This is a genomic window from Caballeronia choica (assembly GCF_001544535.1).
Classification (GTDB): Bacteria; Pseudomonadota; Gammaproteobacteria; order Burkholderiales; family Burkholderiaceae; genus Caballeronia; species Caballeronia choica.
Genome location: NZ_FCON02000024.1, coordinates 49,585 through 75,225, shown reverse-complemented (window position 1 = coordinate 75,225; position 25,641 = coordinate 49,585). Strand labels below are relative to the sequence as shown.

Below are 25,641 nucleotides of genomic sequence, written 5' to 3'. Positions count from 1 at the left end.
TGGGTTGTGTTTCGACCGTTTGATGCGCTTGGGCTTCTGTGGAAGTGCAAAACATCAGACGGCATAAAGAGCACTTAGGCCCGGTGCCTGGGCCGCATGGTTTTCATGCCGATCGAATTCGATACAGCGCGATCTACTCCGCGGCTCGTCCTGAAGAACAGCCTCGATCGCCGCGCGGTCCACTTTGCCCTGTTCGGTTTGTGGCACGCGATCTACCGCGATGATGCGAACCCGGTTCGAAACGGACGCGCCAAACGCGGATTCGAGAATACTTGCGCACCGCGCTATTTCCACGGGCCTGCCTGCCCATGGCTCAACCAGCGCATTCCACGTGTATCCCGCTGAAGTTTTTCCCGGTGCAAACACTGCGGCATAACGCACGTCTGGCAGCCAGCAGAGAATTTCCTCTATCGTCGTCGGGCTGATAAGCGCGCCATCGACCACAGCGACATCGGACGCACGCCCGAGAACATGCAAGCTGCCGTCTTCGTCGATGAAGCCGGTGTCGCCCATCAGGCACCAGCCGTTGCGAAACTTGTGCGATTCCGCTTCCGGCTGCCTGTAGTAGCCCTGCGCCACCGAACGCGACCTCACCTCGATGTTGCCGATTTCCCCTGCATCCGCGAGCAATCCGTTCGCGTGGCGAATGCGTACCTCGACGCCATCCACGATGCGTCCCGCGCTGAATGGCAGATTGGCGTTCGCCTCGTATCCGGGCGGCGCAAGCACGCTGACCAGACCCGACTCGCTCGCGCCATACATATGCTTGAGTACCGGGCCAAAGCGCTTGATTGCGCGTTGTCGCAGAACCGCGGGCGCCGAGCCGCCGATATGAGCAATCGAGCGCAACGACGACAGATCGCGCCAGCGCGCGTCCGGATGATCCATCATTTCGAAAAGCTGTGGCTCGACGAGAAGCAAGTCGGTGATGCGTTCCGACTCGATCATCGAAAGCGTCGCGGCAGCGTCGTAGTGGCAGTCGAGCACGACGGTGCCTCCGCTCATCAAGGTCGAGTCGACGAGGACTTGCGAAATGTACGCAAGTGCCCCATTGACGAGTTGTCGCTTGCCTTCGGCCCGCTCCGCCCTGACCATCGCCGAATAACCGGCGAACGATCGCCGGCTGCATTTCGGCACGCCGGTCGTGCCACCGGACGATACGATCACCGCGAGGTCATCGGGCATGGCACGCGTGTGCAAAGGCAACTCCGCTTGTGCTGTTGCAAGCCGGTCGAGCCTTAGGGAATCAGCGCCGAAACCCACCAGCGCGATGCGTGCAGTCACACCATCGGGGATAAGGTCGACGGTTTCCGCGAACACGACCAGCAGCGTGGGCCGGACCCTGGCAAGCAACGCCCTTTGGTGATCGACGTTCGCGAGTGCCGGCGCGAACAGCGTCGCGGCACCGAGAAGATTCGCCGCGTAGCGGATCGCGAGGGCATCGGGACAATTGGGAGCGAGTAACGCAACGAGGCAGCCCCGGCCTATACCAAGTGCCTCGAGCGCACGTGCGTAGCGAAAGATCGAACGACGCAGCGCGCCGCCAGTAACGTCGGTATGGAGATAGCGCAGTACGGGTTTATCAGACCGTATGCCCAGTTGTTCGAGTAATGCATCGACATAGAGCGGACCTGCTGTTTCGCTGTAGCGTGTCATGATCGATCTTCCTTTCTGAGTCACGTGGCGGGCCTCGCGGCGCGTGCGGCTTGTCAGCCCTGCGCGTTCTCGCGACCCTGTCCCGCCTTTCCGTCCAACGCATCATGCGCGCGCGAAATGAGCACAGAATTAGCTGACCGATCGTTTGTGAAGTCTCGATATAAGCCGTGTTTCGTGGCAGCCAGGAACAGGCGCGCCGCTCGCGCAGCGCTGCCCCCGGCGGCATCAGCCAATCAGCCAGCTTGCGACACCAGCTCCCGAAGTACCGTCTTCAGTTCCACCCGGCCCTTGACCACGGTTGCCTGGTTACCTTCGAAGTCGATCCAGCCCTCGTTGAAGCCATCGAGCATCCGGATGCGCGGCATGGGGTCTTTCGTGCCTTGCGCCATGAACAATGCACCCCACGTGTCGCGCGGAACGGCCTCGGCACGAACCGGGCGGCCGAGAATTTCGGCGAACGCCGCTGCGAGTTCGTTCGGACTCACGCGTTGCGGCCCTTCCAGTTCCACCACGCGCTTGCCGCTCCAGGTCTCCTGCAGCAGTTGCCCGGCAACGCGCCCGACATCCGCCGTTGCGACCATCGGCACGGCTTTGTCGAGCGGTTGCAGGAAACTGCGGACGACCCCTTCGTCGCGCGCAGGACCGACGTCCCATGCAGCGTTCTCCATGAACCAGCCGGGACGCAGGAACGTGACTGGCATCGGCAGTTCACTGAGCGCCTGTTCCATCAGCGTGCGCTGACTCAGCAGGTTGGATTGGGTTGCCTGCGCGCCTATCGTCGAAAGACAGACGACCTTGCCGGGACGCGATGATTCGAGCGCTGTCCTGACGGCGTCGATGACGGCGCGCGCCTCCGGAAAGCCCGGCAACGGATCGAATTCGGACGGCGGCAGGATGAAGACGCCAGCGACGCCTTCGAACGCGGCGGCGAGCGACGCCGCGTCGTCCAGGTTGGCCGCCATCACTTCGCAGCCACGCTCGGCCCATGCCTGCGCGCGCCGGGGGTCCCGCACTACGGCGCGCACCGGTTGATTGGCAGAGAGCAGGGTCTGCGCGAGGGCGCCGCCGACCTTTCCGGTAATGCCTGTGATTGCGTACATGATCTGGCTTCCTTGTCTGAATGATTGCTGCCGCATCGGCGTGCGGCGCTTGGGGTGGTCGAAGTCGAAACGTGCTGACGGGATGAATTGTGGGTGAACGCGACAAGAAACTAAATGACATGAATGTCACTATTTAGATGACATATAGTTACTAAACCGTTCTGGGAGCGGACGGCGTGTCCTTCGATCGCGGCGGCCGATCGGCGCAGTCCCTGCGTGCTGTGTCGGCGTTCGACCGAAGGTCGCCAGACCATTTGAATGACCAGGATGCAGCACCTATGAGATCGTCCAGCGAAAATCTTTCCAGCGGTATCAGCGTGTTTGCTGCCGTCGTCGATACGGGGACGTTCGCAGCCGCATCGGAACTGTTGGGTATGTCGCCACCTGGCGTTAGCCGGGCGATCGCACGACTCGAAACCCGGCTGAAAATTCGGCTCTTCAACCGGACGACTCGCGCCGTTTCCCTTACTGAAGAGGGTCGACGGTTCTACGAGCAGGTCATGCCGCACCTGAGGGGAATGGAGGAAGCGGCCGCGGCCGCAAGAGGAGGCGCCGCGACCGTCCGAGGGAAGCTGCGAATCAATCTCGATCCCGTTTTTTCGCGAATCATTCTGGGCGGCAGGCTTGACGAATTCATGGATGCGCATCCCGAACTTGAACTGGAGTTCATTGCAAGAGATCACCTCGGCGACCTCATCATGGACGGCTTCGATCTGGCCTTGCGATTCGGCGAACCGCGCTCATCCAGCCTGGTCGCGCGAAAGCTTCTGGATACCGCGGTCGTCACCGTCGCAGCACCTTCGTACCTTGCTCGCCGGGGGCAGCCAGCGGAGCCTCAAGAACTGGGTCGTGGTGTGCACAGGTGTCTCGAATTCAGGAACCCGGAAACTGGAAAGCCGTTTCCATGGGAGTTTCATCGCAAGCGCAAAAGGCTGGTTGTCGAAACGAACGGACGGCTGACAGTGAATGATCCGAGTGCGCTGCTCAATGCATGTCTGGCCGGCTCCGGCATTGCGCAGATGCTCCTGCTTGGAGCCGAGCCTCTGATTCGGGAAGGGCGGCTCGTCAAGCTTTTCGAAGACTGGCCGGATGAGCGCTTTCCGCTCTATGCGTACCATCCGTCGCGACACCATGTGCCGGCCAAGACAAAGGTGTTCCTTGACTTTATCGTCGCTTTGACGCGTATGAGTTAGTCGCCGAAATGTGAACCTTGCTGATACGCCTGTAAAACCCGATACACCTGTCTACGCGACCTAGCGTGCACGCACACCACCACGGGCTGGGTGGAAACCGTTCCGCTCGAAAGCGTTCGGGTTTCGAAGCGCTTCGCGCTGGCCAGAAAATGAAAGTGCTTGTCGATCCGGCGCGGCAATCCGACCGTAATCACACCCCGGCGGCTTGACCGGCCGCCGAGACCATGGTGTTGAACAACGCCACTCCGCTTTCCCGGAGCTTCGCGCAGGACGGACTCTGGCTCTCGCAGTCGAACTGGGCGACGAGTTCATAGTAGCCATCCGGTCGCGCACGCTTGATGACGGTTCCCGTCATCGTCGTGGGATCGCCCGGTGTGCGACGGAAGGTCGTGATCGAATCAGGCGACTGTTCCGAAAGCTGCATTTTTCCCACGAGCGAGACCCACGCTTGAGCAGCCGCCCACATCGCCTCGCACTGCTTCGGGCTGTTGCAAACGGGAGTCGGAACCGATGCAGTTTGCTCAGGCGGTATGGAAAGACACCCGGACAACAAAAGCACGATAAAAAGACAACCGTTGATACGACGCATCGCATTCTCCCAAGACTCTGAAGCAAGGCACCCGTCGAACGCCGCGTAATACCTGTATTCTATGTAACTCGCGGTGAGTAACAACATTTTTAAACAGCGGCCAATATCTCGCGTTTAAACGGATTGCGCTTCGAACACTAAAAGAGTCTCGGCGAGTATGCATTCTTCTGCATATTGGGGTGCGGCTATGGATGAGGTAATCAGAAACCCGGCCATGGACAAAATGCGGACATGGCCGGAAAACTCCCAAATTTAATCAAGCCTTTACAAAGACAGCTCGATTTCGAATATCGAAACAATGCGCGGTTTCGCGGCGCACCCTGCATTAACTGTCAGGATGAGAAAATCCAATACATATTCTTCCGTAAGTTAATATATATTGATATCGAGCGCGGCATCGTAGTGCGGAAACAGATGTTAGTTGCGGCATCAGTTCAAAAACGGCAACCGAAATGCAGAGCAAAGCCCGACCATCCGAGGGACCAGGCTGCTTGAGACCGCACCGCCATGCGCTGGCTTTGGAGCCACGTATCCTGTTCGACGGAGCCGCCGCCGTTGCAGTGGACCAGCATCACGCCGATCCGGCGCACGCCGCCGGCACGGCGGAACACGCGGCCACCGCGGACGCACGCGTCGCGCCTTCCACCCGTTCCGTAGCGCCCGCCGCTTCCGCCCCTTCCGCGCCCTCCGCATCGCCGCCCGCCCCTGCCCACAATCTGGTCGTGCTGGATAGCCGCGTCGAGAACCGCAACGAGTTGCTGGCGCAACTGCCCGCCACCACCAGAGTCCTGGTCATTGATCCAAACCAGGACGCCGTATCTGCGATTAACGCGGCGCTTGCGACAATGGGCAAGGCCGATTCGATCCAGATCTTCTCGCACGGCGCCTCCGGTCAGTTCACGCTGGGCAACCAGACGTACACGAGCGGCAACCTCATGCAGATGGCCGGCGCGCTGGGCGCATGGCGCAGCGGCCTGACCAAGGACGCCGACATCGAACTGTATGGGTGCGATGTCGGCGCGGGTGTCGCGGGCAAGACGCTGGTCCAGGAACTGGCGAGCATCACGGGCGCGACGGTCGGCGCGTCGAGCAACAACACGGGCAGCGCGGCCTACGGTGGCGACTGGACGCTCGAAGTCACCAGCGGCCCGCTCGACAAGCCGATCGCCCTGAGCGCGGACGCGCTCACCCACTTCGACGGCTTGCTGGCGAACGCGAGTCCGACCACGAGTCTGTCCGCCGCGACAGACAACGTCCTGCTCGGCAACTCATTCACGTTCGATGTTTCGCTGACCAACGCATCGACGCAAGTCGGCTATGCGCCCTACATCGACCTGCTGGTGCCGGCAACCGGCAAGGACGGCAACGATGGCGTGTCGTTCGTTTCCGCTTCGTATCTGGGTCAGTCCGTCACGGCCTTTGTCGTGACTTTCGACGCAAACGGCCACGCCACTCACCCGCTCGCCAAGGACGCGAGCGGCAATCCGGTCGTCGTCAACGCGGCGACCTTCGGCCTGCGCGCTGGCGACCAGCTCGTGGTCCTGGAACTGCCTTTTGCGAGCGTGTCGCAGGGTCAGCCGGCCATCTCGGTACAGGTCACGGCACGCCTGAGCGACCTCGCCGACACTGCCTTTTCCAATGGCAGCCCCGACCTCACGATCCAGGCGCGCGGCGGCCTCCAGTTCGGCAATGACGAACTCGACAATCCGACGACCGATCCGACGCTGGTCGAGGCAACGTTGCACGATCTCGTCGTGCATCCGACGGTCGTCACGCTGACACAGAGCGTCAATATGACCGAGGGCGAGACGGTCAGCGGGCCGAATTTCGTGCACACCGAAACCGTGACCGCCACGCCCGCGCCGGGGCAAACGCTGAGCGACGTCGTCGTCACGCAGGCCGTTCCCGCCAGCGTCCAGGTCACCGCGATCACGCCGGGAGCGGGCGGCACGGTCACGTCCCTCACGTTGCAGGATGGCAGCGTCGTGACCAACCCGGCGCTGATCGCCGCCGCCATCGGCAGCGACAACGTGTTCATCCGCTCGTATTCGGTCGGGTATGCGACGCTCGCCGCGCCGCAAAGCACGGTGGTCAGCTTCTATGTACCCGAGACCGGGGCGACCGGTCTTCCCGTCATCGATCCGGTGAGCGGCAGCCCGGTCACGATCACCTTCGGCACCGCGAGCGGCAGCGGCGAATGGGTGCCGCTCGATCCACGCGATCTCACGCCGCCCGCCACCGAGATCCCCTTCTCCGGAACCGGCGACGGCACCGGCACGACGTTCGTCGCCAAGGCGGTCACGCTCGAAAAGCAGGTGGTCGAGCAAACCGATACGGGACACACCGGACTCTCGCCCGGCGACACGCTCGCCTATACACTCAACATCGCCATTTCGGACTTCTTCGCCGCCGGACAGACCGTGCTCGGCCAGGGCCAGTTCGTGATCACCGACCGCCTGAGCGACGGCCAGACACTGACCGGCACGCCGTCCTTGACCATCACGCTGGGCGGCGTCGCGCACACCATCGCGGTGCTCACCACGCACACCGTCAACGCGGACGGCACGACGACGCTGACGTTCGACATCGGCACGTCGCTCCGCAATGCGAGCGGGCAACAGATCGGCGGCCTCAACGGCGACCTCGCCTTCGACAACGTGCTGCAAGGCGCCACATCGGCGGCGATCACCTACAACGCCCTGATCGACCAACGCTATGCAACGACCTATGCGCAAAGCGAGATCAACGAAGGCGATTCGCTCGGCAACAATGCAACGGTCACCACGAGCCTGCTGGTCGACAGTCTCAACCTCACAGGTGGGACGGTGTCGGACCAGTCCTCGACCACGAGCACCATCCCGACCGATGCCGTCGATATCCAGCTCCTCACTGTCAACGGCGCTGCGCCGCCCGCCAGCGGCGAACTGAACCCGGGCGATGTCGTCACGTTCAGCATGCGCTACGACCTCGTGACGGGCGACTACGAACAGATGAAACTGACGGCGTATCTGCCGCTGCCGCTTCTCAACGCAGCCGGGGTTCCCTGGACTCAGGGAACGGGCGTCGGCCAGTGGTCGTTCGGCCCGGGCAACACGAACCCCGGCGCACTCGTCAGCGTCGCTGATGGAACCGGCAATTCGCTCGTCTTCAACTTTGGCAGCTTCGCCACCAGCGCGCTCGGCGGCAGCACGATCCAGGTTCAATTCACCCTTCGTGTCGGCGACCAGCCGTACGCCGACCAGCGCTCGCTCGATGTGCTCGCGCAGTCGAGCCAGGTGACGACGATCGCCCACCAGCCGCTCATCTCCTCCGACGTGGCCGTGATCGTGTCGGTCGCGGAGCCCACGCTCGCGATCCGGCAAGGCGTCGTCGCGAGCAGCGAAGGGACGATCACCGGCACGACGGGCACATGGAACCCGCCCGGCAGCGGGGGCGTGCCGTTTGCGGGCGCCATCACCGACATCAACGCGGTCAATGGCGACGTGAGCGGCATCGACGCCGGCGACACGCTGCGGCTCGCCACCGCGATCGAGAATACCGGCGGCGGAGGCGCATTCGACGTGTCCACGAGCGTGACGTTGCCGGCGGGCCTGCAGTTCGCCGGCGGGAGTCTCGCGGCATCGGGGCTCAGCGTGTTCCGGGGCGACGGCACGCAACTGCTGGCCGGCGTCGATTACAGCGTGTCCGGCAACGTCATTACGTTCCTCGACGCCGGCAACGTCGCGACGCTGCTGCCGGGCCGCAGCGGAACGGCCGCCGATACGAGCGGCGCGAACCTCGTGGTCATTGCCTACGACACGACCGTCGGCGCCAGCATTCCCGCCGCGAGCACACTGCAAACGACGGCCACGCTGACCCGCTACGCCAGCGTCAACAACGGCACCGATTTCACGCCGACCGATCTGACCGACACGGCCCGCGAACAGGTCGCCTCGCCGACGGTCAGTGTGCAATATGCGGGCGGCTCGCTCGACAACGCCGATTCCAGCGCCGCGCACACGACGGGCAGCGATCTGGTCATCGGCGAAAGCATGCAATACGACATCGTCGTGACGCTGCCGGAAGGCAGCACCCAGAACCTGCGCCTCGACGATCTGATTCCGGCGGGCCTGCGTCTCGACACGAGTTTCAACGGCGGCCTCGGCTATCAGGTCATCACGACGACGGCGGGCAGCGCCGCGCTCGGCGCGAATTTCAACGGCAGCGTCAGCGTCGCGAGCCTCGCGGCGTTGTCCGGCACACTCGGCGGCGATGGCGCTGGCGCGCGCTGGACCTTCACGGCGTCGAATGCAACGGCCGACAACGTGACCGGCAACAACTCTTTCGTCATTCGCGTGCAACTGGTGGCGAGCGACGTCATCGGCAATCAGGCCGGCGTCACGCTGGCGAACCCCGGCCGGATCGTCTTCAGCGATCCGGATGCCGACACGCCCAATGGCGCCGCGCCGGTGGACCGCACGGTCGCGCAAAGCGGCGCGGCGCCGACCATCACGATCCGCGAGCCGACGCTCGTCATCACCCAGGCCACGGCAACCGACCCGGGCCTCGGCGTCGATCAGGGCGACACCGTCGAATACGACATCACCATCAGCAACGGCAGCGCAGCCTCGGACTTCAACGCGTTCGACATCAGCTTCCTCGACGCCCTGCCCGCCGAGCTCACCAACGTGGCGCTGCTCGGCGTGACGTATCAGGGCGGCGCGACCAACAACGGCGGCGCGGACTTCGAACTCGCGGGCAGCCAGTTGCGCACGGCGAGCGGCGCCAATATCGATGTCGCCAAGGGCGGCAGCATCACGATCCGGGTCGCCGGCACGGTCGTTCCGGCCGCCGCCAGCGAGGTCTCCTTCAACAACACGGCCACCGCTCAGTGGACGAGCCTCGACGGCACCGTCGGCGGCACGGCCAATCCGGTCGGCGAGCGCACGGGCGTCGACGGCACGCTCGGTAGCGGCGTGGTGAACGACTATCGCGCGACGTCCACGCTGACCGTGCCGGTGGCGCAGGCGGTCATCGTGTCGCGCGTTGGCGGTTTGAGCGATACGCCGGCGGCCTCTCCGACCAATGCGCCCGACGAGAGCGTGACGGTGGGCGAAGTGGTGCGGTATCGCGTGGTCGCGCTGCTGTCCGAAGGCGCGACCAACGACTACAGCCTGCAAGTCACGCTTCAAAACGGGCTCGGTTTCATCAACGACGGCACGACACGCATCGTCTTCATTTCGAACGACGGCGTGACGACGGATATCACCAACCTGATCACCGGTGGCGTCCTGAACGTGGCGGGGAACCAGACGAGCGCCCAGGCAGTGCCGATCACGCCCGACCTGTCCGGAGCCGCGCCCACTGGCGTGCTCAATCCGGCGGACATCACCGTCACGACCGACGCGAACGGCAACTCGATCATCACCTTTCACCTCGGCAATCTGGTCAATCAGGACAATGACCCGGACCGCGAAGGCGTTTCACTCGAATTCAACGCTCGCGTGCTCAATCAGGCTTCGAACGTGAGCGGCGCACGGCTCACGGCGACGGTGGTCGACCGTTCCGGCACGACGAACCTGTCGACGGCGCAGACGGTGCGTGAGGACATCGTCGAGCCGACCTTCACCGGCATGGCGAAGCAGGTCTACAGCTTCAATCCGACGAGCGGGACCGCAGGCCTCGGCACCGCCGATGTCGATATCAGTTTCACGCAGAGCGGCACTTCGCCTGCGTACGACGTCGTCCTGACCGACAACTTCCCGACCGCCTCCAACTATGCGTTCGATCATCTGGTGATCAACGGAACGTCGTTTAGCGCCGCGCAGCTCGCGGGCATCGGCGTGACCGTGGACGTGACGAACGGGCTGCGCGTCACCTTCGACAAGCTCGACGCGGGCAGCCAGGTCTCGGTCTTCTATTCGGCCAACGCACCGGACAGCGCGCCGATCGCGACCACGAACGCCACGCTGACCTGGACCAGCCTCCCGGACAGCTTCACGACGTGGGGCGGTTCGGCCGTCGGCGTGGCGGGCAGCGCCAACGGCGAGCGCACCGGCAGCGGCGTCGCTCCCGACACCTACGTGCGCACGGCGGGCGCAGGTCTCGGCGTGATCAGCGGCACCCTCTGGGACGACACGGCGTCGGCCACCGCGTCCGCCACGCCGGACGGCCCGGGCCTCGCGGTTCAGCCCGTCACGCTGACCTGGGCGGGGGTGGACGGCAACCTCGCCACGACCGCCGACAACCTCGTCTACACCACCACGACTGACGCGAACGGCCAGTATCACTTCGGCGTGCTGCCGCTCGGGACCTATCAGATCCAGGCGCCGACCGGCACGTTGAGCTACCCGGAACCCGTCGGCACGCTCGCGATCCGCATCGACAGCGATGCGGCCACGCCGCTCGGCACGGTCGGCATCACGCTCGCGAACGGCGGCACGGCGAGCGCGAACGCCGGCTACGTCGAGCAGAACGATGCGCCGGTCAATCACTTGCCCGCCACTGCGCCGTCCGGACTGGAAGACACCACGTTCGGCGTCGCCGGCGTCACGATCAGCGACGTCGACGCGGGCAACGGCACGCTCCAGGTGACGCTCTCCGTGCTGCACGGCACGCTGTCGCTTTCCGGCCTGCCGTCGGGCGTGACCCAGTCCGGCGCGAACACCGCCGCGCTCACGCTGACCGGCAACCTGACCGGCCTGAATGCCGCGCTCGCCAACCTGCGCTATCTCGGCCAGGCGAACTACAACGGCGCGGACACGCTCACGATCAACACGAACGATCGCGGCAACTTCGGCGATCACGACGGCAACGGCATCCCCGGTCAACTCAGCGATGCGCTCATCGCCGTGGATACGCTGCCGATTACCGTCATCGCCGTGAACGACGCGCCGGTCGCGGTCAACGATACGGCGAGCGCAACCGAAGCCGGTGGCACGCTGAACTCTCAGGTGGGCGTGGATCCGACCGGCAATGTGCTCTCGAACGACACCGACGTCGATATCGCAACCAACGGCGATGCGCTGCGGGTCGTTTCCGTGACCAACCAGAACGGAGCAACGCTCTCCCTGCCGAACATCGGCGCGACCTCGATCGCGGGGCTCTTCGGCACGCTGACGCTCGGCGCCGCCGGCGGCTATCAGTACACGGTGGATAACAACAACCCGGCTGTCGAGGCGTTGCGGCTGTCCGGGCAAACGTTGTCGGAACATTTCACCTATCTTGTTTTCGATACGTTCAACGCGCGCTCGACCGGCACGCTCACTGTCACCATCCACGGCGCGAACGATACGCCGGTCGGGGTGAACGACACCGGCTCGGCGACCGAGGCGGGCGGCGTCCTCAACGGCACGGCGGGCAGCGACGCCACCGGCAACGTGCTGACCAACGACACCGACGTCGACAGCGTCGCGAACGGCGAAACGAAGCAGGTAACGGGCATCACCAACCAGCTGGAAGGCGTCGTGAACAGCCCGCTCGTGCCGGTCACGGCGGGCACGACGAGCGGCACCGGCACCTCGATCGCGGGCACCTTCGGCACGCTGAAAATCGGCGCAGACGGCACGTATCGCTATGTCGTCGACAACAACAACGCGGCCGTGCAGCAACTCGTCCCCGCCGATGCACCGCTCGTCGATATCTTCTCGTATCGCGTCACCGATGCCGGCGGCCTGAGCGATCTCGCCGAACTTCGGATCCAGGTCCGCGGTGCCAACGACAACCCCGTCGCGAGCGACGACCAGGCGACGGCGATCGCCGGCGCCGCCGCGCTCGGCGTCAATCCGCTCAACCCGAGCGGCAACGTGATCACCGTGGCGAGCCGCCCCGGCACCTTGACTCAGCCCGGCGGCAACGGCATCGATACCGACGTCGACCATACCGACCAGCCCAATACGCTTTTGAAGGTGAATGGCGTGCGCACGGGTCTGGAGAGCGCGGGCGGCGGCCTCGCCGCCGTCGCGGCCGGCACGACCTCGGTCAGCGGCACTGCGCTCGCGGGAAGCTTCGGCACGCTCCACATCGGCGCGGACGGCACCTATACCTACGATGTCGACAGCAACAACGCGGCGGTGCGCGCACTCGCACCGGGCGCGACGCTGACCGAAACCTTCACGTACCAGATCGTCGATACGAGCGGCCTGACGGACCGGGCGCAACTCGTCATCACGGTCGTCGGCGTGAACGATCCGCCTCTCGCACAGAACGACATCGCGCTTGCCGTCGAGGCCGGCGGCGTAAGCAATGCGACGCCCGGCGTCGATCCGGCGGGTAACGTTCTGGCCAACGACTCCGACCCCGATCGCGACACGATTTCCGTCACTGCGGTTCGCACCGGCGCCGAAGCGGGCACCGGCACGGCGGGCACGCTGGGCCAGTCGCTTCAGGGGCAGTTCGGCACGCTGACGCTCAACCCGAACGGCAGCTACGCGTACGTCGTGAACAACGCGAGCGCCGCCGTGCAGGCGTTGCGGCTGCCCACCGACCAGCTCGTCGAGCGCTTCACCTACACGATCGCGGATAGCCACGGCGCCACCGATCCGGCGGAGCTCGATATCGTCATTTCCGGGCGCAACGATGCCCCGGTCGCGCAGGACGATCAGGCGACGGCGGTAGAAGCCGGCGGCACCAACAACGGCACGCCGGGCATCGATCCGACGGGCAACGTGCTCGCGAACGACACCGACGTCGATGCCGGCGACACGAAGACCCTCGACGGCGTGCGAAACGGCGGCGCACTGATCGGCGGCGGATTTGCCACGGTCGCCGGACCCACCTCGATCGCCGGCCTGTTCGGCACGCTGACGGTCGCCCCGGACGGCACCTACACCTATACCGTCGACAACTCGCTTCCAGTGGTGCAGCGCCTCATCCCCGGCAGGAGCCTCGTCGAAGTCTTCACCTACCGGATGCACGACGCGGCGGGCGCGAGCGACACCGCGCAACTCACCGTGCGGATTCAGGGCGCGTGGGACGCCCCGGTGGCCACCAACGATTTTGCGATCGCCGTGGCGAACAACGGGACGCGCGGCAGCTTCAATCCGACCGGCAACGTGCTCACGAACGACTCCGATGTCGATGCCGACGACCGGCTCGACGGGACGGGCGCGAAAGTCGGCGCCATCGATTCAGACGCGCCGCTCGTGACCGTGATAGGCGGCAGCACCAACGCGAACGGCAGGCTGCTGTTCGGCCAGTTCGGCGATCTCGTGATCGGCGCGGACGGCAGCTACTTCTATCGCGTCGACGCCGCGAATCCGACGCTCATCGCGCTCGGGCCGTTGCAGACAGTGAACGACGTGTTCACGTATCAGATCAGCGACGAAGGCGGACTCACCGCCACGGCCACGCTCACGATCATCGTGCGCGGGCGCAACGACGCGCCGGTCGGACACACCGATGCCGCGACCGCCATCGAGGCGGGTGGCGTCAACAACACCGCGCCGGGACTCGACCCGTCCGGCAACGTGCTCGCCAACGATACGGACGCCGAAGGCGACGCGCTTCACGTCGACGCCATTCGCACGGGCGGCCTCGCTGCCGGAGCGGGCGGCACGGCCGGCGCGGTCGGGAGCGTGCTGCAGGGCGCGTACGGCGCGCTCACCCTGAACGCCGACGGCACCTGGCACTACACCGTCGACAACGATCTGCCGGCGGTCCAGGCGCTGCGCACGAGCGGGCAGACGCTCCAGGATGTCTTTACGTACACCGTTGGCGACGTCTTCGATGCGCGCGGCGCGGCCGAACTGCGCATCACGATCGAAGGGCAGAACGACACGCCGGGCGCGACCAACGACGCCGCCACCGCAATCGAGGCCGGCGGCGCGAACAACCGCACGCCGGGCCAGGACGGGCTCGGCAATGTGCTGACCAACGACACCGACGTCGACAGCGTCGCGAACGGCGAAACGAAGGAGGTGGTCGAGGTCTCGAATGAAACCGGTCAGTCGGCGCTCGCCGGTGCCCAACTCGCGGGGCGCTATGGCGAGCTCACGGTGAACGCGGACGGCACCTACGACTACGTGGTGGATAACGCCAACGCCACCGTGCAGGCGTTGCGCACCCGTGACGACACGCTGACGGAAATCTTCGTCTATCGCATGCGCGATGCCGCGGGCGCCCAAGCCACCGCGTCGCTGACGATCCTGATCCGCGGCGCCGACGACGCGCCCGTCGCCCGCGACGACAGCAATGTCGCGAGCGACCAGTCGCCCGCGCCGCAGGCAAGCGGCAACGTGCTGTCGAACGACACCGATGTCGATGCCAACGATCATCTGAACGTGGCCGGCGTTCGCTCGGGCGAAGAAGCAGGCACAGGCACCGCCGGCACGGTCGGCCAGCCGCTCGCGGGACGCTACGGCACGCTGGTCCTGAACGCCAACGGAACCTATACCTATCAGGTCGACCTGTCGAATCCGCAGGTGCTGGCGGCATCGGGACTCGGCCAGGTCCTGCACGATCCCTTCACCTACACCGTGCGCGACGACGCGGGCGAGACGGATCAGGCGCAGTTGACCATCGCGCTCGATATCGCCTCGCCCTATATTCCGCCCTCCGGAGGCTCGTACTTCGGCCCCGACACATCCGCTCAGTCCGTGGCGCCATTGAACCCGGCGCTGAATCCCGCCGTCTTCGTCACGCCGGAGGTCGAGCAGGACGCGCTGCGCTCCCTGGTATCGAGCCGGGAAGCGGACGGCAGCCAGATCGGCTGGCCGCTGGATCCGGGCAGCATCGATGCGCCGGTCGGTCAGGGACTTGGCTTCGTGCCCGGTCAGTTCGTCGGAAGGATTGTCGAGGCCAGTCAGCGGCAAAGCGCGTTCGACCGCGCGTGGATTTTCGGCCGGCCGGGCCGTACGAGCCTGAGCGCGGACGGGTTGCTGTCCGACCCGTCGATCTTTGCCCCGCTGCCCGAGAACCTCACCGGCGGATTGCGACCCCTGGTGGAAAAAACCACGGCACAAAGTTTCCTTATGCAGTTGCGCGAGGCGGCATCCAGGATGCCTCCCGCACTCCAGAGCTCAGAAGATCCATCGAACGCTAGCTTTCGGACGAGGACAGGTTATGCAGAAACACCAGGCACAGGCCCTGAGTGTCACGATCGCATGCACGATGCTCACGCTCGCCGGCTGCTCATCACTCCAGCCGCAGCCGACGACGCGAGAGGAAGTCCGCCAGCGCGTCGTCGACGATCAGGTCTCGATGTACAGTGCGCAGGAACCGGTCACCGGGCCGATCACGTTCTATGAAGCCGCGGCGCGCGCGCTGAAGTACAACCTCGACTACCGGCTCAAGCTGATGGAAAGCGCGCTGGCGTCCAACCTGCGCGACGTCTCCACCAACGCCCTGCTGCCGCAGCTCGTTGCGTCGGCCGGTTATACGGCGCGCAGCAACGATTCGGGCGGCACGTCGGTCGGCATCACGGATGGTGAGGTTACCTTGCGGCCATCCACATCCGAGCAGCGCTATCACAAGCTCGCCAACCTCAACCTGAGCTGGAACCTGCTCGACTTCGGCGTCGCGTATTTCCGTACGCAACAGAATGCCGACCAGATGCTGATGGCCGAAGAGCGGCGGCGCAAGGTCGCGCAGAACGTCTTGCAGGATGTGCGCAACGCCTATTGGCGCGCGCTCGCCGCGCAGCGCCTCGAACCTCAGGTCGACGAATTGCTCGCACGCACGCCGCGATCGATGCGGCGCGCCAGGCCGAAGACAAGGGCCTGTTGCCCAAGCAGGAAATCCTCGCTTATCAGCGTGCGTTGCTCGATGCAGTGTCCTTACTGACGATCCGACGCCAGGATCTCGAATTCGCGCAGTCCGAGCTGTCCGCGCTGATGTCGCTGCCGCCCGGCACTCCGCTCGTGCTCGCCGATACCCAGCAAGGCGCGCTGCCGGCGGTCTTGACACCCGAGCCGCAACTCGAGCAACTGGCGCTGCAGAACCGGCCGGAACTGATGGAAGAGTGGTATCGCAAGCGGGTCAACGAGAACGACCTGAAGATCGCAAAGGCGCAACTCTGGCCGAACATCGGCATCGACCTGAGCACCAACTACGACTCCAACGAGTTTCTCTACAACAACTATTGGGCGGCGGCGGGCGTGCGCGTGTCGCTCAACCTGTTCAAGTGGTTGCAGCTTCCCGCCCTGAACGCCCAGCAGGAATCACAGACGAAAACCGACGACATGCGCCGTCTCGCGCTGTCGATGGCGATTCTCACGCAAGTGCGCGTCGGCGTGTTGCGCTACCGGTTGTCGCGCCAGGAAGTCGAGTTCGCCGACGAAAGCCTGCGCGTGGACACGAGCCTGCTCGACTATGCCCGCGCCGCGCGCAAGACCTCGTTCGGCTCGGAGCTCGAAGTGATCCGCGCCGAGGGCCGGTATCTGCTCTCGCGCTATGAACGCGAAGCTGCGTATTCCGACGCCCAGGCCGCGTGGGGGCGGCTCTATAACTCGATCGGCTTCGACGTGATGCCCGATGCGATTGCGAAGGACGATATCAAGACGCTCGCTCAGGAGATCGAGAAGAGCGTCCAGGTCCAGCAGACGAAACAATGGGAACGGCCGGGTGCCGAGCCACCCGTGCAACCCGCCGCGCCCCAACCGTCGGCACGGCTCGACGAACCGGCGTCCGCCACGCAGGCCGCAGCGCCGGGAGGTGGCAATGCGCCTGTTCTGCAATGAACACAAGCATGCATGGCTCGCCGTGGTCCTGATGGTCGGTACATCGGCCGCGCACGCCGCGAAGCCCCCTTCGACCGGCGACGCCTTCGACGACCCCAACGCAATCCGCGTGCTGCTTGCTCCGAACGTCGAGACCACGCTGTCGAGCCAGATGAACGGCACCATCACCGACTTGAACGCCACGCTCGGCAAGCAGGTCGGGAAGAACGCGGTGCTCGCGCAAATGAACTGCGCGGAAGTGCAGGCGCGTGCCAACGTGGCCAAGGCGGAGCTGAACATGGCCCGCCAGAACCTGAACGGCAAGCGCAGCCTGCGCGAACTGAAGGCAGCTGGAGATATCGAAGTGGCGATGTCCGCCACGGAGGTCGAGAAGGCGCAAGGCGCGCTCTCGCTCGCCAACGCGCAGCTTGGATACTGCCGTGTGATCGCGCCGTTCAGCGGACACATCGCCAAGGTCTACGTCAAGAACTATCAGACCGTGAGCGCGGGCACGCCGATGCTCGACCTCGTCGGCGACGGCGCGCTCAAGGTCCGGCTCAACGTGCCCTCCGCATTGATGGTCAAGCTCAAGCAGGGGTCGCGCCTCGACATCACGATCCATGAAACGGGGAAAACCTATCCCGCGCATGTCAGCGCCGTCAATGCGAGGGTGGACGCTGTGGCGCAGACGGTCGAACTGGAAGCGCAGCTCGACGGCGAACATCCCGAACTGGTCGCGGGCATGAGCGGGGTCGCGCGTTTTCCGGCGGCGCAATGAACGAGCCGCTTCCGCACCCGCAGCTGCTGCTGTTTCTCGATGCGCTGCGCGACCGGGCGCTGGCCGCCGATTCGCTGAATGCGCTCGCGTTCACGATGGCGAACGACTCGCACTCGCTCCTGAACTTTCGGCAGGCGCTCGTGTTCGCCGATCATGGCAAGCGCTTCGAGCTGCTTTGCATCTCGGGCCTCGCCAAACCCACCGAGGACTCGCCGTATCTGGTGTGGCTCACCCGCGCGAGCCGCTGGGTGGCTTCGCAGTTGAAAGGCGCCGAGCCGCAGTGGCTCGCACGCGAGGCCGCCGATCCGCCGCCGGATATCGCCGACGGCTGGACCGAGTGGTGGCCGGCGGGAATCTGGTGCGTGCCGCTGCACGACGCCGGCGGCAGACGGCTCGGCATGCTGCTCGTCCTGCTCGACCAACGTCCGCCCGAAACCTTGCCGCCGATGCTGCACGGCGTCATCCAGACCTGGGCCTACTGCTGGGACGCCCTCGTGCGTCGCCGGCGCCGCCTGCTGTGGAGGCCGAGCCGCCGCCAGAGCAGCGCCGCGCTGGCAGTCGTCGCGATGCTCTTGTTCGTTCCCGTGCGCCAGACCGTGCTGGCTCCGGCCGAGATCGTGTCGCGGGACGCACGCATCATCAGCTCGCCGATCGATGGCGTGATCGAACGAATCGCGGTGCGTCCGAACCAGGCCGTGCAGGTCGGGGCGCTGTTGTTCACGCTCAATGAAACGTCGTTGAAAAGCCGCGTCGACGTATTGAGCAAGCAGGTCGCGGTAGCCGACGCGGAACTGATGGCGGCGAGCCAGCGCGCCTTCGACAACCCGCAAAGCAAGAACGAACTGACCGTGCTTGGCGGCGTTGCCGAGCAACGCCGCGCCGAACTGGCGGCGGTGATCGCGCAACTGGGGCGCACCCAGGTGTTCTCGCCCGAGGCGGGCGTCGTCGTATTCAGCGACCCGAACGACTGGATCGGCAAGCCCGTCGTGACCGGCGAGCGCATCCTGCAACTGGCCGATCCCGCGAAGCCCGCGATGCTGATCCAGCTCGCTGTCGCCGATGCGATCGCCCTCGAACCGGGCGCGCAAGTGACGCTTTATCTGAGCGCCTATCCGCTTGCCCCGCTGCACGGGCGGATTCTCGAAACCAGCTATCAGGCGAAGGCAAGCGAAGACGGCATCGTGGCTTACCGGCTGCTCGCGAGCGTCGACGGCGAGCACGCGCAAGCGCGCCTCGGCCTGCACGGCACCGCGAAGCTGTACGGCAAGGAGGTGAGCCTCGGCTACTACCTTCTCCGCCGGCCGCTTGCCACGCTCAGAGCGTGGTCGGGACTATGATGCCAGTCGATCCGGACCTGCCCTCGCCTGCGCTGCGCGAAGACCTGCGTCTCGGCGAGACGGCCGATGGACGCGACGGCGAGCCGTCCTGGATGATTCAGGACACCGTGCTCAACCGCTTCTATCGCGTGGGGTGGCTGGAGTTCGAATGTCTCGTGCGCTGGGAAAAACCGCCCGCGCAGATCTGCAGGGAGATCAACGAACAGACTTCGCTGCGCCCGGACCTGGACCAGATCCTCGACTTCCGGCGCTTCCTGGAACAGCACGAACTCCTCAGGCCCACGCCCGAAGCGCTCGCCCGCCTGCAGCAGCGCGACCGGCGCGGCGGATGGCTGACGTGGCGCTGGTGGCTGCACCACTATCTGTTTTTTCGTATCCCGCTGCTGCGTCCGCAACGGTTCCTCACGCGCATCGCAAGACGGCTCGACTGGCTGTTCAACCCGGTCGCGGCGATCACCGTCGTACTGCTCAGCCTCGTGGGGATCGTGCTCGTGATGCAGCAATGGGACACCTTCACGACCGCCGTGGTGGAGTCGTTCTCGACCGAGGGCCTCGTCAGCTTCGCGCTCGCGCTCGTGGTCGCGAAAACGCTGCACGAACTGGCGCATGCGCTCGTCGCGACGAGGCTCGGCTTGCGGGTCGCGCACATGGGCATCGCGTTCGTGGTGCTGTGGCCGATGCTCTACACCGACACCGGCGAAAGCTGGAAGCTGCGCAGCTCGCGCCAGCGGCTCGCCATCGCCTCGGCGGGCATTCTGTGTGAACTCTCGCTCGCCGGGCTCTCGACCCTCGGCTGGGCACTCTCCGATCCGGGGCCGTTGCGCAATGCGCTGTTGTATCTCGCGACCACCAGTTGGGTGCTGTCGCTGGCGCTGAACGCCAGCCCCTTCATGCGCTTCGATGGCTACTTCATCCTGTCCGACCTGCTCGATTTTCCGAACCTGCATCAACGCGCGTCGGCACTTGCGCGCGTGAGCATCCGGCGCACGCTGCTCGGCTTCGACGACGACTGGCCCGAAGCCTTCAGCGCTTCACATCGGCGGATGCTCGTCGCCTTCGAGTTCCTGACATGGCTGTACCGGCTGGTGCTGTTCCTCGGCATCGCGGTCACCGTGTACCTGTTCTTCTTCAAGCTGCTCGGCGTGTTCCTGTTTATCGTCGAAGTGACGTGGTTCATCATGATGCCGGTCGTGCGCGAACTGAAATACTGGTGGACCCAACGCAGCCGCATCCGGCCGGGCCGGAAAGTGCTGTTTGCGGGCATCGCGGGCGGCTTCCTGCTGCTCGTCGCATTGCCGTGGCGCACGCAGATCCACGCCGAGGGCGTCGCGCGGACCGAGCAACAGTTGCGGGTCTTCGTGCCGTTTCCCGCGCGCATCCAGTCGATCCATCCGACCGGCGACGTGCGCGCAGACGACACGCTGATGGTCATGGACGAGCCGGACATTGCCTCGCACATGATCGGCAGCGAAGCGGGCATCCGCGGTTACGAAGCACGGCTCTCCGGGTTGATCGCGGATGCCGGTGGACTCGATCAGCAGGCCGCCACGCGCGAGCGTCTCAGCGTGCAGTACGAGGAAGCACGGGCTGCCCGCACGGAAATTGCCCGCCTGATACTGCGCGCGCCGTTTGCGGGCAAGTGGATGGATGTCGATCCGCAGTGGCGGCCGGGACAATGGATCAATCCCAGGGAGCCGGTGGGCGTGCTGGTCGATCCGGGCCGCTGGCAAGTGGACGCCTACGTCAAGCAGGATGACGTCCAGCGCCTCGCTCCCGACGACAGCGCGCGCTTCTATCCGATCGGACAGGCTGCCCCGATACACGGCCGCGTCATCGCGATCGACACGACACGCGCGCGGGAACTCGCCCATCCGATGCTGGCTTCGCGCTACAAGGGGCCGGTATCGGTGGCCGCGGATCACGACACGCTGACGCCAAACCCGCCGATGTTCCATGTGCTCGTGCAACTCGATGGCGCACCATCCGGGCTGTGGGAAACGCGTGGTCAGTTGCAGATCGACGGGAACCGACGCAGCCTTTTGATCGAGGGGTTGGAGCACCTGTACGCGGCGCTGATTCGGGAGAGCGGATTCTGACGACGCCTGGCCGAACTCAGTCCGACGGTGACCCGGTGGATTACGGGCGATCGATTGGTTCGCGCAGGGCAGAAACGGACCCACCCCGGTCCTACTTTTCCAACGATTGAAGAAGCCGGGTCAGGTTTTGCGGTTGAACGTGAATAATGCCGCCACGAGGACTATCGATATCGGCTATCAGCGCAAGTGACAGCGAAATCGTCACGGGCAAGATGGTCATGAGCAGTGCCGTGCGGCGCCTCCCCTTCGCGCCATAACCCTGTACTGCGCAACCGAAAAATGCAATCAGGATCATCAGTACCCACGCCCCGAGCGGGATATGATTGATTCTTGCCGCCTCCGAATAGTCTTGCGAATTCAGCACGTCGTTCATTCCTGCCACGACCAGCGATCCAATGGGCGTAGGCTGAGTCTTTGCAACCTGCGCCGCCTGCTCCCACAATTTCGATTGAAGCGCCGAAATTTCCGCGTCAAGACGTTGGCGATCGTCGCGGTTGCGAGTCTGAAACTCCGTCAACCTCAGGCGGGTGTACTGGACCAGTGCCAGCCTTATCGAGTCACGGATGTGAGGCTCCGTCAAGTCAGCTCTCGCGTACTCGGTACCAATCGCGTTGGCCTCCGCCTCTTCAAGGGTCTTTCGCTGGTCATAGCGGCTTACCGCCATTGAGATACTGAATCCGATCAGTAACGCCAACAGCGTAAGGGTCGCGCCCTGAACGGCGTTGAAATCGTCTCGTTCGTCGTCGCGCAATGGAGCAACGCGCCGCAGGACGAATACCCCGAACGCGACCGCCACGATCAACAAGGCAAAGAGCACGACAAACAAAATCGCCGGATGGTCGACGAATGCTGCCATTCGATATCTCCTTTCAGAACGCTGCCTGGCATGCTCCTCAATCAATCCCGGAACGCACGTCAGCGGACCAGGAAGCATGGAGAGCCGGTCTCCGCCTCGCGGGCATGGTAAAAGGCCGAGCATCACGGCTCGGCCCTTTTACGCTCCAACGGGGGTCATGGAGCCTGACCTGGCGTCATCAGTTTCCACTTGGCAACGGAATGTTGAAGCACCCGGAGTCCAAAACCCTGCTTGACGAACCAATAACGTTTTAGTCGCCTGATGACAAGGGGTTTTTCCAGACTCTGAAAATCGTCAGCCGAATCGTGCCCATGGAAGGGTGGGCTCATTTCTCCACCTACAATGCGTCTTGTGGTAGATGCCCCTATTCCCGTCTTGCCGGCGCCAGATCGCCTTCCTTCGCCATGAAAAACTTCAGCCCTGTCACCCGAGTCGTCGATTCACATCTTCACTTCTACGATCGCAAACAAAACCGGCACGCGTTTCTGGATGAGGTCGACCCCAACTATGAAGCGTTTGTCGGCAATTACGATGCCCTGCCCCGACGCTACCTGCTGGACGACTATCTTGCCGACAGCGATGGTTATGAGGTCGAGGCCGTCGTGTGGCACGAGTTCCTTTCGTCCGACCCCTTCAAAGAGGCGGCCTGGGCGCAACAGGCGGCAACCAGAAGCGAGATGCGTCATGCGCTGGTCGCGTTCGTTGACTTCCTTGATCCCGATCTGGAAAGCAAGCTGGAGCAATACAGCACGCTTCCCAATCTCACATCGGTTCGGGAACATCTCGTGTGGGACGACGACAACCCTTTGAAGCGATTCGCCAAACGGCCCGATTTGCTGACGGATTCAACATGGAGCAAATCGCTGACTTTACTGGGCAAGCACAGTTTCAAGTGCGGGCTCGAAGTATTCGCCCATCAGATTCCCGACCTGACTCGCGTCATACAAAGTCATCCGAATATCGGCTTCACCATCGCATTGATGGGGTGGCCGCTCGACTTGAGCAAAACCGGCTTTGACCGGTGGAAACGTGAACTTGCACGGCTTGCCGGTTGTGACAATATTTGCGTCGACATCTCTGCACTGGAATGCATTTTTGGCATGCAGTGGTCCGTTAGCGAGGCAGCGCCCTGGGTGTTGACCGCGATCGACATTTTTGGCGTATCGCGGTGCATGTTCGGTAGCCACATGCCTGTTGCAAAGCTTTCGACAGGATTTGCGGACCTTTACGATCGATACGCGCAACTGGTCGCTGGCTTCTCGACGTCTGAGACGGACGAGATATTTTTTGGTGTTGCCGACCGCTGGTTCAATCCAACGTGATCCACGCTATTCGCCCTGGCCAGCCGCACGGTCGGCCCTGATCCGGGCCTGACAATCACGACGACATGCGTACGCATCATGAAACCGGTGAGCGGCCTCGCGATGGCTGACGCCGCTGCCCTCGGCACGAAGCATCTGGTGCACCGCAGCGTACTGTGCCTTCGCAATTCGCCGGTCGGCATGTTATAAGCCCAAGGCAGTGCTTTTCACCATCATGTGGGAAATTGTCATGGAGGCGATCCGATGAAATTCTTCCGCAACAACCAATCGTCCGTGAGTGGACTTGCGCTAGCCGCACTCGTATCTGTTTCAAGCTGTTTTCTGGAAGCCACACCGGCCTTTGCGAAGGCGCCTGCCAAAACGCAGCCGGCCATTCTCACCGCATCGGCGATTGCGGTTGCAGACAAGTACAGCGCAGATGCAGCGGAGCAGATTTTCAAGGAAGGCGGCAATGCCGTCGATGCGGCCGTCGCGATCGCCTTCACGCTTGCCGTGACCTATCCGGAAGCGGGCAATATCGGCGGCGGCGGTTTCATGACGCTGTATGTCGACGGCAAACCGTACTTCCTCGACTACCGTGAGCGTGCACCGCTGGCAGCGACGAAGAACATGTATCTCGATGACAAGGGTGAAGTCATCAAAGGGATGAGCCTGTTCGGCTATCGCGCGGTTGGTGTGCCGGGCACCGTCGACGGAATGTGGCAAGCGCAACGACGCTTCGGCAAGCTCCAATGGAAACAGGTGCTCGCGCCGGCAATTCACTATGCACGCGACGGCTTCGAAGTCAGCCAGCAATTGCAGGATCGTCGGGATGACGCGGCGAAAGACTTCGCCGGCAAGACCAATTTCGACACCTACTTCGGCACTCTGAAACAGGGCGTCAACTTCAAGCAACCCGATCTCGCCGCGGTGCTCACGCGCATTTCGGATCAAGGCGCGAAAGACTTCTACAGCGGCAAGACGGCTGATCTGATCGCGGCTTCCATGCGCGGTCACGGCCTGATTACGAAGACCGATCTGCAACAGTACAAGGCCGTGTGGCGCCAGCCGATCCAGGCCGACTGGAATGGTTATCGCGTCTACACCGCACCGCCGCCGAGCTCGGGCGGCATCGGTCTCGTGCAACTGCTGAAGATGAAGGCCGATATTGCACCTGACTTCAAGGACGTCACGCTGAATTCCGCGCAATACGTGCATCTGATCGCGGAAATTGAAAAGCGCGTGTTCGCCGATCGTGCGCAGTATCTCGGCGACCCGGACTTCTACAAGGTGCCGGTCGCGCAACTGACCGCCGACGCGTACCTTGCCAAGCGTGCGGCCGAAGTCAATCCGACCACACCGTCCGATACGAAGAGCGTGCAGCCGGGCCTCGGCACGTCGATGCCGGAGAAGGTGGAAACCACGCACTTCTCGGTGATCGACAAGTGGGGTAACGCGGTGTCGAACACGTACACGATCAACGGCTATTTCGGCTCGGGCGTGGTGGCGGACCGTACCGGGATCGTGCTGAACGACGAAATGGACGACTTCTCCGCGAAGCCGGGCGTTGCCAATATGTTCGGCGTGGTGGGCAGCGACGCGAATTCGATCGAACCGAAGAAGCGGCCGTTGTCGTCGATGAGCCCGACCATCCTGACCAAGGACGGCAAGGTGTCGCTCGTGATCGGCACGCCAGGCGGTTCGCGCATCTTCACGTCGATCTTCCAGGTGATCACCAACATTTACGACTTCAACATGCCGTTGGCCGATGCGGTTGGCGCGATGCGCTTCCATCATCAGTTGTTGCCGCCGAACACGATCTTCTGGGAGCCGTACAAGCCGATCGAAGGCGAACTCGCCAAGCAGATCGAAGCCAAGGGCTACACGCTGAAGGGGCAGGATTTCAGCGGCGACATCCAGGCGATCAAGGTCAACGGCGATACGCCGGACGCGGCTGCCGATCCGCGTGGCCGAGGTGTGACGCGGGTGATTCAGTAAGCTGTCGGGTCGTCGGCCAACGAGACAGCCCGTCGTGCTGCTCGATGTCGCGCGACCCGGCAGTGAGTGGCAACGTGTCCAGAGTCGTCGTTGCAATCGACT

13 protein-coding genes are annotated in these 25,641 nt (G+C 63.9%); 9 read left to right on the top strand and 4 right to left on the bottom strand.

Features of this window, described 5'->3' with window-relative positions:
• Positions 1-54: 54 nt before the first annotated feature.
• Positions 55-1,656, bottom strand: a complete 1,602-nt coding sequence (locus AWB68_RS13675; RefSeq protein WP_087644891.1) for a class I adenylate-forming enzyme family protein — start codon at positions 1,654-1,656, stop codon at positions 55-57.
• A gap of 233 nt (positions 1,657-1,889) precedes the next feature.
• On the bottom strand, positions 1,890-2,756 hold the full coding sequence (locus tag AWB68_RS13670; RefSeq protein ID WP_087644890.1) for an NmrA family NAD(P)-binding protein: 867 nt from the start codon (positions 2,754-2,756) through the stop codon (positions 1,890-1,892).
• A 278-nt stretch (positions 2,757-3,034) separates the two neighbouring features.
• Here AWB68_RS13670 and AWB68_RS13665 point away from each other — a divergent pair, with 278 nt between their 5' ends.
• Complete coding sequence (locus AWB68_RS13665; RefSeq protein WP_087644889.1) at positions 3,035-3,949, top strand: LysR family transcriptional regulator; 915 nt, start codon at positions 3,035-3,037, stop codon at positions 3,947-3,949.
• Between the two features lie 190 nt (positions 3,950-4,139).
• Here the strand turns inward: AWB68_RS13665 and AWB68_RS13660 are convergent, their stop codons facing one another.
• On the bottom strand, positions 4,140-4,538 hold the full coding sequence (locus AWB68_RS13660; RefSeq protein ID WP_125482932.1) for a hypothetical protein: 399 nt from the start codon (positions 4,536-4,538) through the stop codon (positions 4,140-4,142).
• 518 nt (positions 4,539-5,056) lie between these two features.
• Here AWB68_RS13660 and AWB68_RS13655 point away from each other — a divergent pair.
• From AWB68_RS13655 to AWB68_RS13635, 6 genes are read left to right on the top strand one after another with little or no spacing between them, the layout of a single operon-like run.
• Positions 5,057-15,763 (top strand): cadherin-like domain-containing protein, encoded by a 10,707-nt coding sequence (locus tag AWB68_RS13655; protein ID WP_235028319.1) that lies wholly within the window; start codon positions 5,057-5,059, stop codon positions 15,761-15,763.
• Positions 15,717-16,298, top strand: a complete 582-nt coding sequence (locus AWB68_RS49385) for a TolC family protein (RefSeq protein WP_235028318.1) — start codon at positions 15,717-15,719, stop codon at positions 16,296-16,298. Before AWB68_RS13655 ends, AWB68_RS49385 begins: the two co-directional genes overlap by 47 nt.
• Positions 16,238-17,194, top strand: coding sequence for a TolC family protein (locus tag AWB68_RS49380; protein WP_235028317.1), 957 nt, complete (start codon positions 16,238-16,240; stop codon positions 17,192-17,194). The genes AWB68_RS49385 and AWB68_RS49380 overlap by 61 nt, the downstream gene beginning before the upstream one ends.
• The gene (locus AWB68_RS13645) at positions 17,175-17,951 is read left to right on the top strand and encodes an efflux RND transporter periplasmic adaptor subunit (RefSeq protein WP_087644887.1); all 777 of its coding nucleotides are present in this window, start codon (positions 17,175-17,177) and stop codon (positions 17,949-17,951) included. The genes AWB68_RS49380 and AWB68_RS13645 overlap by 20 nt, the downstream gene beginning before the upstream one ends.
• Positions 17,948-19,288, top strand: a complete 1,341-nt coding sequence (locus tag AWB68_RS13640) for an efflux RND transporter periplasmic adaptor subunit (RefSeq protein WP_087644886.1) — start codon at positions 17,948-17,950, stop codon at positions 19,286-19,288. Before AWB68_RS13645 ends, AWB68_RS13640 begins: the two co-directional genes overlap by 4 nt.
• A complete protein-coding gene (locus tag AWB68_RS13635; protein ID WP_235028316.1) occupies positions 19,288-21,384 on the top strand; it encodes a site-2 protease family protein in 2,097 nt (698 codons plus the stop codon). Before AWB68_RS13640 ends, AWB68_RS13635 begins: the two co-directional genes overlap by 1 nt.
• Positions 21,385-21,475: 91 nt before the next feature.
• On the opposite strand, the gene AWB68_RS13630 is transcribed toward AWB68_RS13635, so the two are convergent.
• The gene (locus AWB68_RS13630; protein WP_087644884.1) at positions 21,476-22,240 is read right to left on the bottom strand and encodes a bestrophin-like domain; all 765 of its coding nucleotides are present in this window, start codon (positions 22,238-22,240) and stop codon (positions 21,476-21,478) included.
• 404 nt (positions 22,241-22,644) lie between these two features.
• Here AWB68_RS13630 and AWB68_RS13625 point away from each other — a divergent pair, with 404 nt between their 5' ends.
• Both AWB68_RS13625 and ggt read left to right on the top strand, forming a co-directional pair.
• Complete coding sequence (locus AWB68_RS13625) at positions 22,645-23,562, top strand: amidohydrolase family protein (protein WP_160110011.1); 918 nt, start codon at positions 22,645-22,647, stop codon at positions 23,560-23,562.
• Positions 23,563-23,805: 243 nt separating this feature from the next.
• On the top strand, positions 23,806-25,539 hold the full coding sequence (ggt, locus tag AWB68_RS13620) for a gamma-glutamyltransferase (protein WP_087644882.1): 1,734 nt from the start codon (positions 23,806-23,808) through the stop codon (positions 25,537-25,539).
• Positions 25,540-25,641 lie beyond the last annotated feature (102 nt).